This is a genomic window from Rhizobium sp. BK529, from assembly GCF_014194105.1.
Lineage (GTDB): Bacteria > Pseudomonadota > Alphaproteobacteria > Rhizobiales > Rhizobiaceae > Rhizobium.
Window position 1 is genome coordinate 394,799 of record NZ_JACIAU010000003.1, and the last position, 16,387, is coordinate 411,185.

Here is a 16,387-nt window from a genome sequence, read left to right on the forward strand (position 1 = left end):
ACGGTGTCTGCACCATGTGACGCGCTCGGGGAACAATTGCCGGCGCTGTAGATCTACCGACTTTCAAGCCATCGGAAGAGAAGGAAATCAACCAATGCAGCACATTTCGCCGGACATGAAATCTTGCATCGAGGCCTGCCTGGCTTGCTACAGCGAATGCCTGTCGACGGCCACGGGACATTGCCTGCAGCTGGGTGGCAAACACGTCGAGCCAGCGCATTTCAAGCTGATGATGGCGTGTGTGGAGATCTGCCGGACGTCGGCGCATTTCATGCTTATCGGTACGGAACATCATAAGCACACGTGCCGCGAGTGCGCGGAAATCTGCCGCCAATGCGCTGCCGATTGCGAACGTATCGGCGACATGGAAAGTTGCGTTGAGGCATGTCGCAGATGCGCCGAGAGCTGCGAGCAAATGGCGGCCTAGTCTTGGTCAGGCCCCCTGGCCGATACTTTCGGATCGATGCGCTGCGCTCCCCGCTTCGTGGCCTTGGTCGATGAATGCCGACCGGGCCTGTCATGACTGTTACATGAAGCTGGCCTCGAACAGCTCGCGGGAGTAGGTTTCGTGGGTCGTTCCCGTTTCGAGATCGCTTTTTGAAAGCTCGTCGATGAAGCGGCCATCCTTCATGACCAGCACGCGGCGGTGAGTTTCAGTGCCTGGTCGCAGCGACGATCGGCTGTACTGCCGCTCTCATGCTCTCCGGCGTCGTGCCGGTGACGATGACGCCAAGAAGAGGAGCTGCGATACCTGCATCCCTCAGCTTCGTCATATCATCCGGCACAAACCTCTTTTGGCTTGGGGCGATGACCGGTATGCCCGCCTTGCTCGCGATCGCCCGGTAGCGGGAGAGATCGGTCTCGTCGAGCAGCTTTCCGTAATCGGCAAAGGAAGCCACCGAAGCCTCCATCATGGCGCCGGGAATGGCAAGAATCCGCCGCAAATCATCATCTGTGCTCGCCTCTCCAAGCGCGGGAATGGGCCGCAGCTTCGACTGTAGCAGATGCGGCTGCATATCGCTGAAATAGAGATTGAAGCCCTCGAAGCCGAGATCGGCGAGCGCGTCCATCTCCTGTGGACTCGGAACATTTTCCTGCCCGGCCATGACGAGAAGTGGAACGCCAAGCGTCGCAAGTTCCTCGAAGAACGGCCGTTCCTCGGTAAAACTGCCGAAGGTCGTGCCAGTGGCGCGATGATAGGCGTTGAGATGGACCTTGATCGCAAATGCACCCGCCTCGATGGCCGCCTTGGCGAGCTCGAGATCATGACGCGCAAGCGACACGATGACAGGAAATTCGCCGTTTCGTAGTGCCCTGGTAAGCCTGGTTTCCGGATAGGTCGGCATGGGAACGGCCTCAGTTCAGACGCTGGCCACCATCGGCGGCGAAGAGGTGGATATTAGAAAGCTCCGGGCGAACGCGTATTGTCGCGCCGGAAGAGAGCGAGACACGTTCGCGAAAGACGCCGGTCACCTGCGTTTTGCCGAGCCTCATCGTCACTTGGGTTTCCGAGCCCATCGGTTCGACCAGGACGATCTCCGCCGGCACGCCAGCGTCATCGAGTGCGAAATGTTCCGGCCGGATACCGTAAACAGCCTTACGCTCTTCCAGTCCAGGTGCGGTTTGCGGCAACGGCAGGACGATGCCGGGTGCCGCAAAGCCTTTGTCGGTGATTGTGCCGTTCAGGAAATTCATGGATGGCGATCCGATGAAGCCGGCCACAAACTGATTGGCCGGGCGGTCGTAGAGATCGAGCGGCGCCCCAATCTGCTCCACCCGCCCTGCATTCAGCACGACGATCTTGTCGGCCATGGTCATAGCCTCGACCTGGTCATGGGTGACGTAGATCGTCGTTGTCTTGAGCTTCTGATGCAGGCTCTTGATCTCGCCACGCATGACGACGCGTAGCTTGGCGTCGAGGTTCGACAATGGTTCGTCGAAAAGGAAGACCTGCGGATTGCGAACGATCGCACGGCCCATCGCGACACGCTGGCGCTGGCCGCCGGAGAGCTGGCGCGGATAGCGATCGAGAAGATGGGACAGGCCAAGGATGTCAGCCGCCCAATTCACGCGTTCGGTGATCTCTGTCTTGCTGGTGCCGCGATGCTCGAGCGAGAAACCCATATTGGTCGCAACCGTCATATGCGGATAGAGCGCGTAGTTCTGGAAAACCATGGCGATGTCGCGATCCTTGGGATCAAGATCGTTGACCACTCGGCCGCCGATCTGGATCGTCCCGCCGGTAATCGTCTCGAGCCCGGCAATCATCCGAAGCAGCGTGGACTTGCCGCAGCCGGATGGACCGACCAACACGACGAATTCGCCGTCACGGATCCCGAGATCGGCGCCGTGGATGATGTCGAGAGCACCATAGCTCTTGCGGACGCGGGAAAGGGTAACTTCAGCCATTGGAAAATCCGGTTCTTCAGCCCTTGAGGCCGGTATGCGCGAGCCCTTCGACGAAATGCTTCTGCGCGATGATGAAGACGATGAGGACGGGTAGTGCCGTCAGCGTTGCGGCAGCGAGCTGGATGTTCCACATCGGCCCGCCATAGGCATCGGTATATTGGGTAAGCGCCTGGGGCAGAGTGAACTTGTCCGCGCTCGACAGGAACACGATCGGCTCCAGGTAGAGGTTCCAGGAATGCAGGAAGGTGAAGATCGCCACCGAAGCCAGCGCCGGCCTTGCAAGCGGCAGAGCGATTTTGCGGAAGATCTTGAAACGTCCAAGGCCGTCGACGCGTGCCGCCTCTTCCAGCTCGGCCGGCAGCGTGACGAAAAACTGCCGCATGACGAATGTGGCAAAGACGCTCGGCGCACCAAAGATCGGCACCAGGATCAGTGGCCAATGCGTGTTGACCATGCCGGCCTTCAGGAACATCTGGAAGAGCGGCACGATCGTCACTTCCGAAGGGATCAATAGCCCGAGCAGCACGATCATGAAGATCGTGTTGGCGAAGGGAAACTTGATACGAGCAAACGCGTAGCCGGCCATCGATGAGACGATCATCGTGCCGATCGTTACGATGGCGGCGATATAGGCAGAATTCCAGTATTGCGTCACGAACGGCTGCAGCTCAAAGACCTTGCTATAGGTCGTCCAGTCATAGCTCTGCGGCACGATCTGCGGCGGGAAGGCGAAAATATCGCTGATCGGCTTCACGGAGGAGGTGACCATCCACCAGGTCGGGAAGACGAAGGGGATGAGCAGCACGCACATCAGCCCGTAAAGAAAAACCTTCATGCGCGGAGAGATCTCAGCTTTCATAAAATACGATCCTCTTGCGCAATTGCCACTGGGCGAAGGTCAGTAGCGCGACGATCAGGAAGAGCAGGATCGACAATGTCGAACCGTAGCCGAAGAAATGGAACTGGAAGGCCTGCTGGTAGAGATAGTAGACGAGCACCGTCGTCGAGAGGCCTGGCCCGCCCTGCGTCAACACTGCGATCTGCGCGAAGACCTGCAGCGATCCGACGATGGTGATGATCGACGTCAGGAGGATGGTCGGGCTGATCAGCGGCAGGGTGATGCGGCGGAACTGTTTGAAGCGCGGAGCACCATCGATGCGGGCCGCCTCGTAGAGTTCGTTCGGTACGCCCTGGAGGGCCGCGAGAAACAGGATCATGTTGAGGCCGACATTCTTGAACACCTGGACGATGATGACCGAGATCATCGCTGTGGTTTCACTGCGCAGCCAGTTCGGTCCCTCGACCCCGAAAAGCTGTAGCATGCCGTTGATGCCGCCATTCTTCTGTAACAGGAATCCCCAGACGATCGTCCAGGCCACAAGCGACACGACCACCGGCGAGAAGAACAGCGTCCGGAAGATGGTAATGCCTGCAAGCTTCTGGTTCAACAGGACCGCGAGCAACAAGGCTAGCGACAGGTTGAGTACCACGAGCCCGGCGGAGAAGATCGCGGTCGAGCCCAGCACCTGCACCAGGTTCGGGTCCTCGATGAGCATCTGGTAGTTCTGCGCGCCCGTATAGGTGAACGTATTGGCGAGCACGTTCCACTCGTGCAGCGAATACCAAAAGACGAGACCGAGCGGGACCAGCACGAAGATGATTATGCCGATCAGCTGCGGAGCGATGAACAGGAAGCCGGCAAGGCTGTCGCGCCGCGCAACCGTCCAGAACGGCGACGAGGACCGGCCCTCCGGTGTTGCGTTGTCTTGTGCGACAGCCATCCTTTGTCTCCTCAGCGCTTGAGCAGCGGGCCGATCTGACCGCAGACCGTCTTGAGCGTGCCGGCAACATCGGCATCCGGGCGCCAGACGGCGTCAAGGCCGGAGCGTACGGTCTGCTGGATCTGGGCAAAGCCTGTATGGCCAGGGATCACCTTGCCGGTCGCAATGCCGGCAATGACGACCTTATCGATCTGCTCCTGGCTGAGCAGCGGATTGGTCTTCTTCAGCACTTCCGCGTTGAGCAGCGATTTGCGGGCAGAGGGGAAGAACTGGCTGAGCTTGGCCGAGTTTTCCGGGTTTGTCATATAGGCGACGAATTCCGCGGCTGTCTTGGCGTTCTTCCCCGATTGCATGACGCCGATACCGGCCTGGCCGATCAGCGCATAATCGCCAGCAGGTCCCTTGGGCAGCGGCACCAGATCCCAGGAGAAGGGCTTCTCCTTCGGCAGGAGCGATGCGCGGCTGATCTGGGTGATGGTCATGGCAGCATTGCCGGCGAAGAAATCGACATTTTCGCCAGGGCCGGGCATCGCCTTCTTGTCGAAGATCGCGTCATGGATGAAGTTGACCGCATCGACCATCGGCTTTTCGGTCATCGTGCAGGTCTTACCGTCGGCGCTCCAGGGTGCAGCACCAAAGCCGTTCCAGATCGATGCGAGGTTCTGCCACATCTGATAGTTGAAGTCGCGGACGATCAGGCCGCCCTTGCCAGTCTTGCCGACGGCGGAAGCTGTTGCAATCGCGTTGTCCCAGGTCCATTCGCCGGTAGCGATCATTTCGGCGGGCGTCTTGGCGCCAGCTGCCTTGATCACGTCATTGTTGACGAAAACGCCGAAGGGCGAGGTGGAGAAGGGGTAGGCATAGAGCGTGCCGTCCTTCTGCCAGCGCTCGGTCGCCGTCGTGCTCACTTCGTCGAGATTGTAACCCGGTGCTGCCTTAAGCGTGTCGGTGAGCGGATAGAGCGCGCCGGAATTGACGAAGTCATAGGCGGCCGTTTCGAAGATCCAGGCCATGTCAGGCGCATTGCCGCCGGCGATCTGGGTGGTGAGCGCCGTCGTATAGGTGTCGAACGGCAGCGACTCGAAGGTCACGGTGACGTTCGGATGATCTTTCTTGAAGTTGGCCGCGATCTCGTTGAAAAGCTTCAGATGCGGTTCTGCTGCGCTCCAGATGGTCATGCGCAGGTTGACGGCGTCTTCAGCACTGACGATACCGCTCCAGGCGAGCGGCACCGTCAGTGCAAGTGCCGCCATTGCCGATTTCAGTCTTCTGTTCCTGTTCATTCCCGTTCCTCCTCCAAAGTTTGGTTATGCTGATGACGCCTCAGTAGGCGGAGATGACCGGCCAGCGGATCTCGATGCCTTCCCGGACGAGTTCCTTCTGAAAATCGTGGAGATGCGCGTTGTTTTCCTGGACCTGATGAGGCTTGAGCCCCTTGTCGAGGCAGTGGGCGGCCAGCATGCCGGCCGCTTCGCCGATGTTCCATTCGACCGGGTGCAGGCGGTAGCAGCCATTGGTGATGTGGGTGGTGCCGATATTCTTGCCGGCCGCAATCAGGTTCGTCATGCGCTGCGGCAGCAGGGCGCCAAGCGGGATCTCGAAGGGGCAGGATGGCACATCGATATAGTTGTCGCCGCCAGTCGAGGGGTGCAGGTCGATGCGGTACATGCCGATGCCGATGCTGTCGCGATAGCTGACCGCGCCCTTGTCGCCGCGCACCGCATAGGAGAGATCCTGTTCGGTGATACGGGTGACCGGCTTGATGCGGCGGCTTTCACGGATATAGGGCGCCATGGCGAGGCCGTGCTCTGTGCCGGTGATATCGCCGCGAAGCCGCAAGCCCTTGTAACCCTGCCCACCATCGATGCGTGGCGCTTCGGTCTGCAGCCAATAGAAGACGGAATAGGAAAGATCGGCCGCCGATTTCAGATGCCGCGCCTTGTCTTCCTCGGACACGTCGATGATGGTTCCGTCCATGTAATCGATCATCGGCCAGTTCACGAAGCAGATGTCGGACTGGTAGAAGCCAGGCTGAAAATTGCCCCGCGCCGCGATGCGGCGGAAGAGCCAGAGATTTTCATCACCGCCGCCCTTGCGTTGGTCGGCATCGACAAGCAGCGGGTTGTCATCGACATTAGGCGTGAAGCTGCGCGTGGTGAATTCCAGCGTGCGAGGGTGCGGCGCAGTGAAACCGAGCAGCGGACCACCCCAGAAATGTGGCTGATACTTGCGCCAGTAGTCATAATTGTCAGGCTTGTCGATCGTCTGGTCGCCGTCAACGCAATCGACGGCAAAGCAGACCGAGACCGCCTGGACATTGTCCGGCTGGGCTTCGGAAGGGGCGCTCGGTTCGCCGGTGTCGGACTGCGCCTCGAAGCCTTTGACATAGTCGGTGCCGGTCATCGGCAGCAGGTCGCCGAGTTCGGTGGCGTCAAGAATGTAGGAGGCCGAAATGACGATCTCGCGGTCGCTATCGCGATGACGCACAGTGATGGAGCGCACGCTGTCACCTTCGACGTCTGCCGAGACTGGACGGTAGGGCTGCAGCACCATTAGTCTGCCGGCGCCGCGATAGGGCATCAGCATCGCCTCCATCACCGCCAAGGTGACGCGCGGCTCGGCGCAGATGCGGCTCACCCAGCCGCCGCCAGGATTGAGATCGCTCCAGGCGCGGGCGCCCTCAGTCAGCGGATAATTGTCGCGATAATATTGCCGCACGCCATTGCGCAGGCGGCGATAGGAGCGCGTGATACCGAATTGCTCGACCCAGGTATGCTCGTCAGAAGGCACGGCCTGGCTCGTCGATTGACCGCCGATCCAGTCGAATTCCTCGGTCATGATGACGCTCTTGCCGGCTCTGCAGGCGCCGAGCGCAGCCGCAACGCCGCCGAGGCCGCCGCCCACCACCAGAATATCTGCACGCATCTCTTTTGCTGCCATGTCTGTCACGTTTTCAGGTCCGTTTCTTTGCTGGTCCGAGGGTTTGGCCCTCGACGGGTTCGCAGGTCAGAAGAATTTGTTCGACGGGCGCGGCACCCTCGATGCGGCGCACCAGCATCGCGGTCGCTTGCCGCCCCATTTCCTCACGCGGAATGTTGAACGAGGTGAACTGCACGTGGCTGCGCTCTGCCCGGACATGGCTGCCGAGCACCACGGCCGAGAAATCGCCAGGAATGGACAGGCCGCGTTCGCGTGCGGCCGCCTCGACACGCACCGCATCGGCCAATTCGACGAAGAACACTGCCGTCGCGCTGCTTGCGACAATCGCATCGAGTGTCTCGACGGCGCTCCGGCCGACCTCGTCCACGTGCAAAACCAGTTCCACTCTTCCCGTTATCGCGTGCGAAAAACCGCGCCAGCGATCGACGATGGACTCGGCTGATCCGCTTGGACCGATGAAGGCAAGCCGCTCATGTCCGAGTGCGAACGCCTTTTCGACCAAGGTCCGCGTGGCGCTAGCGTAATCGCCGCCGACGTAAGGAACAGGCCCGCCAGCGTCCTCACGTCGGCCGATCGCCACGAATGGGTAATCGCCCGTTACAAGCCGCTTGAGTTCGGCCCGATCGAATTCACGACCGAGGACGAGGCAGCCATCGGCGATGCGCAGCCGGTTGCCGTCGGCAAAGATCTTGCGCTCACGGCCGACACCGGCGCCGGTCAGGAGGAGCAGGTCGTAATTCTGCACTTGTGCCTCTTCCTCGATACCAAGCAGGAAAGGCGCAAAGAAGTCCGCCTGCTCGCTCGGAAAGGCCGGCTCGTAGGTGAAAACACCGAGAATGCGATTGAGACCCTTGGCCATCCGACGAGCGATTGGATCGGCGACATATCCCGTCTTGCGAATGACCTCCTGGACGCGCTCGCGCGTCTCCTCGGGAATGCGCGCCAAGGCCGTCGGTGCACCGTTTAGCACAAGCGAAACTGTTGCCTGGCTGACGCCGGCTAGTTTCGCAATATCATGCTGCGTCAAGCGCTTAGTGCCTGCCACGGATACTTCCCCCATCTTCCTTTGATTGCTAATGCGTATTAGCAGCTAATGCGTATAAACAGTATCTACGGTGTGACTGTCAAGGGCGAAATGTGAGACGATTGATGACGTCACCAGAACGTCTGAAAGCACAGAGGATTTCGCATCTGACCTCGCATTCCAGTGTTGGAGGCATCGCCGCTTGCCGATGGCAAGCGCGTCGTGGCCGTATCTGACAACTCACAGTCGGCGCCCGCAGGGCCTACCAAGATGACCAGCGCATCTGAAGGACGAATGACAGCTTACGCCTGCACTTGAAGCCGAGCTGCAAACACTCGTAGAAGAGGCGGATGTCCTATTTCAAGATCACGCCGCACCCAGTACTCGTAGAAGCTGAAGATGCCGAAACCGCTGCATTGAAAGCTCGTCAGCTTATCCTTCACGCTCGAGTCCATAGATACGAGGTCGTTGGACCGGATGGCGCAGCGATCTGGGTGGAGCTTTCGGCGGAAGGTGTTGATGTTGCGTCGCTGAGTGATCGAGCTGCCGATTTGCTGTCTTTGCCCAAGGAGACGGTCCTCGAAGAACCGCAAGTCGTCGTCAAGCGGAGCCTGTTTCGGCGCCTTTTTAATCGGTTCTCTTAAAAATTCCTGGTTTTCGGTCGCGACATCCGTCGACTCCTGGGCAAGATAGCCAACTCTGGATATTCCAACCTGCAAGGCGCGGTATCCTTACGAACGCGGCGGCGGTCATGCCTCGGAACCCCCATGAACGCCGGCCATATCCGGAAAATTCACCCGCCTTGGGCGATCTGGCTAAGTTGTTCCCAAGCGGTTTGCTTTACGCCACTCTTCGTATTCTCCACGGGCATCGTTATGCAGCGGATAGTAGCGCTGCAACGATCCACCCTCCATAAGCTTCGCTCGCGAGAACTCCTCCCACTCGTGATGCTTTTGCGATTCCTCGATTACCTTCGAGGCCATTGCGACTGGAACGACGACCACCCCATCATCGTCGGCGACGATAATGTCTCCAGGGATCACGGTGACACCGCCGCAGGCAATGGGGACGTTGACGGCGTTGGGATAGATGCCGGTCTGCACATGATAGTTGGGCGTCCAGCCGCGCAGCCACAGAGGGAGATCCAGCTTCTCGACATTGGGCCGATCGCGCATGCACCCATCGATCACGATGCCTGCGCCGCCTCTGCCCTTGAAATAGGTCGACATCATATCGCCGAAGACGCCCGAGCTCATGTCGCCGCGCGCGTCGACAACGACAACGTCGCCCTCCTGCGCGTGATAAAGCACATGGCGATGCAACTGCGTCTCCGGATTGGCATATTCCCCCTCGGTGAAGAGGTCCGGTCGCTGCGGCATGAATTGTAGTGTCAGGGCCGGCCCGACGATCGACTTTCCACGATTCTGCGGCACGGGACCGACCATGTGCGGATTGCGGAAGCCCATGTGGCCAAGCGTGCCGGAGACCGTCGCGGCGCCGATTTCCTTCAAAGCGTCGATCAGTTCTTTGGGCGGTCGTGTAATGTCGGGCGTATGCGTCATTTTAGGCTCCGGTGGATGTAACTACCAGTTTGTGACAGAACCGTCGCGGCGTTTCAGGTGAGGCGCTTCCCAGAAACGAAAGCTCTCCGCCTTGACCGCCTCTTCGTTGACCTCGACGCCAAGCCCCGGCAGGTCACTGACCGGATAGTCGGGACCGTCGAGGCGTGGCTGCACGGGGAAGAAGTCGGAATTATCGAAGCCGAGCTTTGCTTCGGGCGCCCTGGTCTCGAGCCAGGCGAAATTCGCTACCGCGGCGGCGAAATGGATTGTCGCGGCCGTGCAGACCGGGCCGAGGGGATTGTGCGGCATCAGGTCCACATAGTGCGCCTCGCTCCAGCCAGCGACTTTCATCGCTTCGGTGAGCCCGCCAACATTGCAAATATCGAGCCGGTTGAATTGATGGATGCCACGCTCGATGTAGGGCAGAAATTGCCACTTGCTGGCAAATTCCTCGCCGATGGCGAACGGGATGTCGGTCATCGTGCGCAGGGATTCGTAGGCCTGGGGCGTCTCGTCTCGTATCGGCTCCTCGAGGAAATCAAGCACGCCACGGCTGAGTTTGTTACAGAAACTCGCCGCCTCTGCCACCGACAGGCGATGATGATAGTCGATGCCGAGAACGACGTCGTCGCCCAGCGCCTCCCGCGCCTTGTTCAGCATGGTTGCGGTCGCGCCGATCGACTCTCGCGGCTCAAACACGTCCTTGCTGTTCTGACCGATAGGGAAGAAGCGGATCGCCTGCCATCCTTGTGCGCGCAGTTCGCGAGCTCGTTCGATGGCGACATCGCCCTCGGCCTCGTCACCCGTCGAGGCGAAGGTGGGAATGCGGTCGCGCTGCTTGCCGCCCAACAGGTCGTAGGCCGGCACTCCTAGCGCCTTGCCCTTGATGTCGTGAAGGGCAATGTCGATGGCGGAAATCGCCGCCTGCAGAACACGCCCGCCTTCGAAATATTGGCTGCGATAAATCTCTTGCCAGATCCGGCCAATCTGCATCGGGTCACGGCCGATGAGAAACTCGCGATAGTGCTCGATCGCGCCGGCCACGGCCTTCTCGCGGCCGCTCAAGCCGCTCTCGCCCCAGCCGAAAATGCCGCTGTCTGTCTCCACCTTGACCAGCATCTGGTTGCGCGTCCCCACCCATACTGGATAGGGCTTGATCGCGGTGATCTTAAGCTTCGACGTCATCCACGCCCTCGTTTTGCACGCATCCGCTGGATCTCAGCTGGCCTTGAGGGCCATTTCAGTTTCGCCGTCGAACAGATGCATCCGCTCCTGATCGAATTCGAGCCAAATCTGTTCGTCCGGCGCGACGGCAATGGTCGGCGGCACGCTGACATTGACGATGGCGCCGGATAGGAACGCCTGTACGAAGGTGACGTCTCCGGTCGGCTCCACCGTATAGGCCTTGGCTGGAACGCTTCCAGGCACCGCGCTCTTGTGCAGCTTGATCGTCGAGTGACGCGCGCCGAGCACGACTTTCCTGGTTGTTGCCCTCGCGACCTTCCGAGCGTTGTGTGGCGAGAGCTCGAGGCGCCAGCCCTCTGCGCTGGTCAGCACATTGCTGCCGTCTGCCGTTGATGCCTCCAGCGGAACAAGGCTCATCGCCGGGCTGCCGACGAAGCTGGCGACGAACATATTCACGGGGTGGGCAAAGACCTGCGCCGGTGAATCGTATTGCTGCAGGTAGCCGCCATTCATCACCGCCATCCTGTCGGCCATGGTTACGGCTTCGAGCTGGTCGTGCGTCACGTAGATGATCGTTGCCTTGAGGTCCTGGTGGAAACGCTTGATCTCCGACCGCATCTGCACGCGCAGCTTTGCGTCGAGGTTGGAGAGCGGTTCATCCATCAGGAAGACTGCAGGATCGCGAACGAGGGCACGGCCGAGAGCCACGCGCTGCTGTTGACCGCCCGAAAGTTCGCGTGGCTTGCGCTCGAGCAGCTGCGTCATGTCGAGCACGCGCGCTGCTTCCTTGACCTTCTTGTCGATCTCGTCCCTAGGCAGTTTGCGCATCTGCAGCGGGAACGCCAGATTTTTGTAGACCGATTTCTGCGGATAGAGCGCATAGTTCTGGAACACCATTGCGATGTCCCGGTCCTTGGGGTCGAGATCGTTGACCACCCGGTCTCCGATGACGATGTCGCCAGATGTGGTGGGGATGAGCCCCGCCACAAGATTGAGTGTGGTTGTCTTGCCGCAGCCTGAAGGGCCGACGAGCGCTACAAATTCGCCGTCGTTGACCGTCAGCGAAACGTCGTTGACAGCTTTGAAGCTGCCATAGGTCTTGACCAGATTTTTGAGGACCACGTGGGCCACGGCAACTCCCCTAGTGCTTGACTGCGCCTTCCGTAAGCGCCCGTACGAAGTATCGTTGCAGGACGAGGAACAGGACCACGACGGGCACGCTCATCATGAAGCTGGCCGCCATCAGACCCGGAAAGTCCGTTGTATTTTCCGAGAAGAAGCGCTGGATGCCGACCGGCAATGTCAATTGCTCGTTCTTGGAGAGGAAGGTGTAGGCGTAGATATATTCGTTCCATGCGCCGATGAAGGAATAGATCGCCGTGGCGATGATACCTGGCGCCGAGAGCGGCATCACGATCAGGACGAAGGCCTGGAACCGCGTCGCCCCGTCGATGCGCGCCGCCTGCTCGAGTTGCACCGGAATGTTGTCGTAGAAACCCTTGAGGAGCCAGATTGCCAGCGGCAGGCCGAATGTAAGGTAGGTGAGGATGAGCGACCCATGCGTGTTCACCAGCCCGATCGCGCGCATCAGGATGAAGAGCGGCACGAGAAAGATCACTGCCGGGAACATGTTCCGAAGCAAGACCGCGAAGAACAGAAAGTTCCGGCCCGGAAAGGTGAAGCGGGAAAACGCGTAGGCCGCAGGAACTGCCACGATCACCGAAAGGATGGTCGTGGCTGTGGAGACGAAAAGGCTATTCCAGAAGAAGCGCAGGAAGTCCTGGCCGACACTGTTTTGCGGATCGAGCAGCTTCTGGTAGCTGGCGAGCGTGGGTTGGTCCGGCCACAATTGCGGCGGGAATTGCATGGCCGCAAAGCCGGACTTGATCGAGGTGCTCAGCATCCAGACCATCGGTAACGCGGTGTAAAGCAGCATGAACACAAGGAAGATGCGTCCGCCCCACCGCCATCCATCGATGCGTATGCGGCGAGGCGCCTGGTCACGATCGGCAGTCCCGGCAATCGTGCTCATTCGCTCCCCTCCTTCTGCTCGTTGCCGGTCAGGGCACGGACGTAGAAGTAGCCGAGCGACATCAGGATCAGGAACAAGAGCACCGAATAGGCGGCTGCCACCCCCCAGCGCTGGCGGCCGAAGGCGAGTTCATAGATGTGGGTGATCCAGATATGCGACGCGTTCGACGGTCCGCCGCCGGTCATGATCCAGGGGATGATGAAAGAATTGAAGTTGGCCACTGCCAAGAGAAGGATCGTCACCGTCGAGACGTTTCTCAGGTGCGGAAAGGTAACGTGCCAGAACCGCTGCCATGCATTGGCTCCGTCGACTTTGGCGGCGCGCAGCAACTGGTCGGGAACCGTTTGCAGGCCAGCCATCATCATGATCATGGCAAACGGAAACTCTCGCCAGATATTGACGACGATCAGCGAGGGCAGCACCGTGCTGACACTGTCGATGAAATTCGGCGGCCGGTCGGCCCATCCGAGGCCGACCAACACCGCGCCAATGATCCCGAAGTCCGAATGGTAGATCCACTTCCAGATATAGGAAGCGGCGACTGCGCTAATGACCCAGGGAATGATCAGGACGGCGCGCAGGATGCCACGGCCGAGAAAGTCGCGATGGAGCGCCAGAGCGCTGGCAAACCCGAGGACAAATGAGATGAACGTGGATCCCAGTGTCCAGATAAGAGTGTTCGAGGTGACCGTCCAGAACACCGGACTTGTGAGGATGGCGACGTAATTGTCGAAGCCGACGAAAATCTTGTCCCGGAGCTGCAGGCCAGGTGGTGTATTAAAGAAAGATAGCTCGATCGTGTAGTAGATAGGGTAGGCAATGACGATGAGCATCACGGCGATCGCAGGAAGCACGTACGCGTAGTCAGCGCGATGCTCCCAAATCTTTCGTAGCGTGCCGAACCCATCGGGTTGCAGTCTTCGGCGAGCCTCGGCCTTCCCAGTCAAGATCGTCACTGTACCCTGCCCTTGTTCTTCGGAAGAAACCGGCTGCTATCGAGGCGCAGCCGGTCAGATCGTCAGGCCTGGACTAGAGTCCGCCGTCCATCAGGCTTTTTACCTTCTTGGCTGCGTCGTCCGCGGCTTGGTCGACGGTCATGGCTCCTGTCAGAGCATTCTGCAGCATGTCCGGGATGATGATGTTCATGATCTCGGGGGACTGTGGCAGCGCCGGGAACGGGATGCCGTATGGCAGCATCGACGTAGTGACATCAAGGAACTTGATACTATCAAGCCGTTCTTTCATCCATTTGGTCTTGAAGCCGTTAAGGTTTCCCGGGTTCGAGCCGGCATAGGCCATCTTCAGCGACCATTCGGGGCTCGTCCACATGCAGACCATAGCCTTTGCAGCCGGCTCGTCTACCTTGCCGCCCTCGACATATTCGGGCTTCAGGATGTGAATGTTGGAGCCGCCAAACACGACGGCACGCTTTCCGTCGGGGCCGGTCGGAATGAGGCCATAGCGCATGTTGTCGATGACGGTCTGTGCTTTCACCTTGTCTGTATCCGTCGCCTTCTTCTGCAGGTCGAGCATGACGTTGTAGTCGGACGGATGCGAGATCATCATGCCGAGCTGGCCGGCGAGGAAGAGGGGCTGGTTGTCGGCCTGCTGGTTGGTGAGCGCCGAAACCGGAACCGACTTGTCGCGAACATACATATCGTAGGAGGCTTGTAATGCCGCCTTGCTCTGCGGACTATTGAGCTCGACTTCCTGATAGGTCGGGTTGGCAGCGGCTTCATCGAAGACGCCGCCGCCATAGGCCCACAGCTGCGGCATGAAGCGGTACGGCGTATTGCCGGCATTCTTGCGAGCCACGAGGCCGTAACCGGCAATGCCGAGCTTGTCGTGGATCTGCTTGGAATATTTGACGACGTCGTCCCATGTTGCCGGAGCCTTGTCCGGATCGAGGCCTGCGCGCTTGAAGATGTCAGCGTTCCAGATGAAGGCCATCGTCTCATTGTTGGTGGGGATGCCGTAGGTCACCCCCTTCCAGGTTACAGCCTTCATTGCGCCAGGCCAGAAATCCTCGGTCGAATACCCTACATCCTCGGGTTTGAGTGGCTGCAGATAGCCCTTTGAGGCGAATTCGGTGCCGCCCAGGATCTGCAGGCGGACCGCCATGGGCGCAGCATTGCCAAGAAGGGCGGTCCGGAACTTGTCCAGCAGGTCGTTATAGGTGAGGGCCTGTTCCTCAAGCTGGATGTTTGGATAGGTTTTGCGGAAGGTCGCGAAGAAGTCCTTGTAATACTGGCGCAGGAGGTCGGGATCGCCCTCGAACACACCCTGATACCAGAATGTCAGTCGCCCCTTGTAGTCGAGCGGCGTGACTTTGGCGCAATCGGCCGCCGTGTCAAAATCCTGCGTGCCGGCAATTGAGCGCACATATTGCGGCGACCATTTGCTCAGGTCGAGCGACGCTCCCAGCGCCGATGCGGACATCAACGATACCATCAAAGCGGTGGATACAGTCCCACGCAATACGGCATTGCCGAGTGAAATCCTCGTCATAGGTAACCTCCCAGGTTTTCTCCCATGCCGCTCTGCGTCAGAGCGAGCGGTCTTTGCTCCCCGGTCGCGGGATTTCCCCTCTAATGTATCCCTTCGACCTTATCATACGTTTCCAGATCACAGATTGCCTGTCAATAAAAGAAATCGTACATTGTTTACGCCAGCCTTGCATGATATCCGAGCAATGTGTGTATTGATTGGGGACAATCTTGGCCGAGACAGATGATTTTAGAGCGCAGCCACCCGACGGGATCGATGCTATCGGGGCCTCCAGCGAGGGCGCCTCGGTTTATCAATTGATCAGGGAGGACATCATCGAAGGGCGGCTCGCTGCCAACGAACGGCTCATTATCACCGATCTCGCCCGGCGCCACGGCACCTCCACCAACCCTGTGCGCGAGGCTCTGCAGCTGCTGCGCGGGGAGGGCTTTGTCACCTTCGTTCCCAACCGCGGAGCGCGCGTCCGGCCCATAGATCAGGATTTTGTCCGCGACATTTACGAGATAGGCGTCTTGATCGAGCCGGCACTGACGCGATGGTTCGTCAATATGGCCACCGCCGAGGACATTGCTGAACTCGAACGCATCCAAGACTTGATTGAAGAGAACGACTTCGCCGATACGATCAGGCACAGCGAGCTGGATACGGCCTTCCACACCGTCATGTATCAGAAGCACTACAACCGCCACGCCGCCGAGCTTTGGTGGAAGCATCGCGAAGTACTTCGAGCCGTGAGCCGACGTTTCAACTTCACCCTCGCCCGGCGTGCTGCGATCCTTAGCGAACATCGCGAGCTCATCGCACATGTAAAGGCGGGAAATGCGCACGAGGCTGGCGAACTCATTGCACGCCATGTCGAGGGCTCAGGCAGGCACATCCTCGAACACATGCGTGCGCGTAATGCCGCTCGGGCAGGATAGATTGCACCTCGAATATCGTTATCCCG

At 59.4% G+C, this 16,387-nt stretch carries 16 protein-coding genes and 1 pseudogene; 3 read left to right on the forward strand and 14 right to left on the reverse strand.

Annotated elements, in window-relative coordinates; translation table 11 throughout:
* Positions 1-94 precede the first annotated feature (94 nt).
* Complete coding sequence (locus FHX08_RS21835) at positions 95-427, forward strand: four-helix bundle copper-binding protein (protein ID WP_132656669.1); 333 nt, start codon at positions 95-97, stop codon at positions 425-427.
* A gap of 99 nt (positions 428-526) precedes the next feature.
* Here FHX08_RS21835 and FHX08_RS21840 read toward each other — a convergent pair.
* From FHX08_RS21840 to FHX08_RS21875, 8 genes and pseudogenes are all read right to left on the reverse strand, one after another.
* Positions 527-643 (reverse strand): annotated as a pseudogene (locus tag FHX08_RS21840) (ABC transporter ATP-binding protein); the annotation flags it as partial.
* 10 nt (positions 644-653) lie between these two features.
* Positions 654-1,346, reverse strand: a complete 693-nt coding sequence (locus FHX08_RS21845) for a hypothetical protein (protein WP_132656670.1) — start codon at positions 1,344-1,346, stop codon at positions 654-656.
* Between the two features lie 10 nt (positions 1,347-1,356).
* On the reverse strand, positions 1,357-2,409 hold the full coding sequence (locus FHX08_RS21850; protein WP_132656671.1) for an ABC transporter ATP-binding protein: 1,053 nt from the start codon (positions 2,407-2,409) through the stop codon (positions 1,357-1,359).
* A gap of 16 nt (positions 2,410-2,425) precedes the next feature.
* Positions 2,426-3,268: a carbohydrate ABC transporter permease gene (locus FHX08_RS21855; protein WP_132656672.1), complete on the reverse strand. Its 843-nt coding sequence runs from the start codon at positions 3,266-3,268 to the stop codon at positions 2,426-2,428.
* Positions 3,258-4,190: a carbohydrate ABC transporter permease gene (locus FHX08_RS21860; protein WP_132656673.1), complete on the reverse strand. Its 933-nt coding sequence runs from the start codon at positions 4,188-4,190 to the stop codon at positions 3,258-3,260. The genes FHX08_RS21855 and FHX08_RS21860 overlap by 11 nt, the downstream gene beginning before the upstream one ends.
* Before the next feature lie 11 nt (positions 4,191-4,201).
* Positions 4,202-5,473 (reverse strand): ABC transporter substrate-binding protein, encoded by a 1,272-nt coding sequence (locus FHX08_RS21865; RefSeq protein ID WP_132656674.1) that lies wholly within the window; start codon positions 5,471-5,473, stop codon positions 4,202-4,204.
* A 40-nt stretch (positions 5,474-5,513) separates the two neighbouring features.
* Positions 5,514-7,115, reverse strand: a complete 1,602-nt coding sequence (locus tag FHX08_RS21870) for an FAD-dependent oxidoreductase (RefSeq protein WP_132656848.1) — start codon at positions 7,113-7,115, stop codon at positions 5,514-5,516.
* Between the two features lie 28 nt (positions 7,116-7,143).
* Positions 7,144-8,175, reverse strand: a complete 1,032-nt coding sequence (locus FHX08_RS21875) for a LacI family DNA-binding transcriptional regulator (RefSeq protein ID WP_132656675.1) — start codon at positions 8,173-8,175, stop codon at positions 7,144-7,146.
* 329 nt (positions 8,176-8,504) lie between these two features.
* Between FHX08_RS21875 and FHX08_RS21880 the strand changes: the two genes are divergently transcribed.
* The gene (locus FHX08_RS21880) at positions 8,505-8,798 is read left to right on the forward strand and encodes a hypothetical protein (RefSeq protein WP_132656676.1); all 294 of its coding nucleotides are present in this window, start codon (positions 8,505-8,507) and stop codon (positions 8,796-8,798) included.
* Positions 8,799-8,969: 171 nt separating this feature from the next.
* Here FHX08_RS21880 and FHX08_RS21885 read toward each other — a convergent pair whose 3' ends face one another.
* The 6 genes from FHX08_RS21885 to FHX08_RS21910 all read right to left on the reverse strand — a co-directional run bounded on the left by FHX08_RS21885 (position 8,970) and on the right by FHX08_RS21910 (position 15,441).
* Entirely contained in the window at positions 8,970-9,716 is a 747-nt protein-coding gene (locus FHX08_RS21885; protein ID WP_132656677.1) for a ribonuclease activity regulator RraA, read from the reverse strand.
* Between the two features lie 21 nt (positions 9,717-9,737).
* Entirely contained in the window at positions 9,738-10,901 is a 1,164-nt protein-coding gene (locus FHX08_RS21890) for a mandelate racemase/muconate lactonizing enzyme family protein (protein WP_132656678.1), read from the reverse strand.
* Positions 10,902-10,934: 33 nt separating this feature from the next.
* A complete protein-coding gene (locus FHX08_RS21895; protein WP_132656679.1) occupies positions 10,935-12,032 on the reverse strand; it encodes an ABC transporter ATP-binding protein in 1,098 nt (365 codons plus the stop codon).
* 10 nt (positions 12,033-12,042) lie between these two features.
* Complete coding sequence (locus FHX08_RS21900; protein WP_132656680.1) at positions 12,043-12,933, reverse strand: carbohydrate ABC transporter permease; 891 nt, start codon at positions 12,931-12,933, stop codon at positions 12,043-12,045.
* Positions 12,930-13,889 (reverse strand): carbohydrate ABC transporter permease, encoded by a 960-nt coding sequence (locus tag FHX08_RS21905; protein WP_132656681.1) that lies wholly within the window; start codon positions 13,887-13,889, stop codon positions 12,930-12,932. Before FHX08_RS21905 ends, FHX08_RS21900 begins: the two co-directional genes overlap by 4 nt.
* Positions 13,890-13,962: 73 nt before the next feature.
* Entirely contained in the window at positions 13,963-15,441 is a 1,479-nt protein-coding gene (locus FHX08_RS21910; RefSeq protein WP_132656682.1) for a sugar ABC transporter substrate-binding protein, read from the reverse strand.
* Between the two features lie 209 nt (positions 15,442-15,650).
* Between FHX08_RS21910 and FHX08_RS21915 the strand changes: the two genes are divergently transcribed.
* Positions 15,651-16,361, forward strand: coding sequence for a GntR family transcriptional regulator (locus tag FHX08_RS21915; RefSeq protein WP_132656683.1), 711 nt, complete (start codon positions 15,651-15,653; stop codon positions 16,359-16,361).
* Positions 16,362-16,387: the final 26 nt, after the last annotated feature.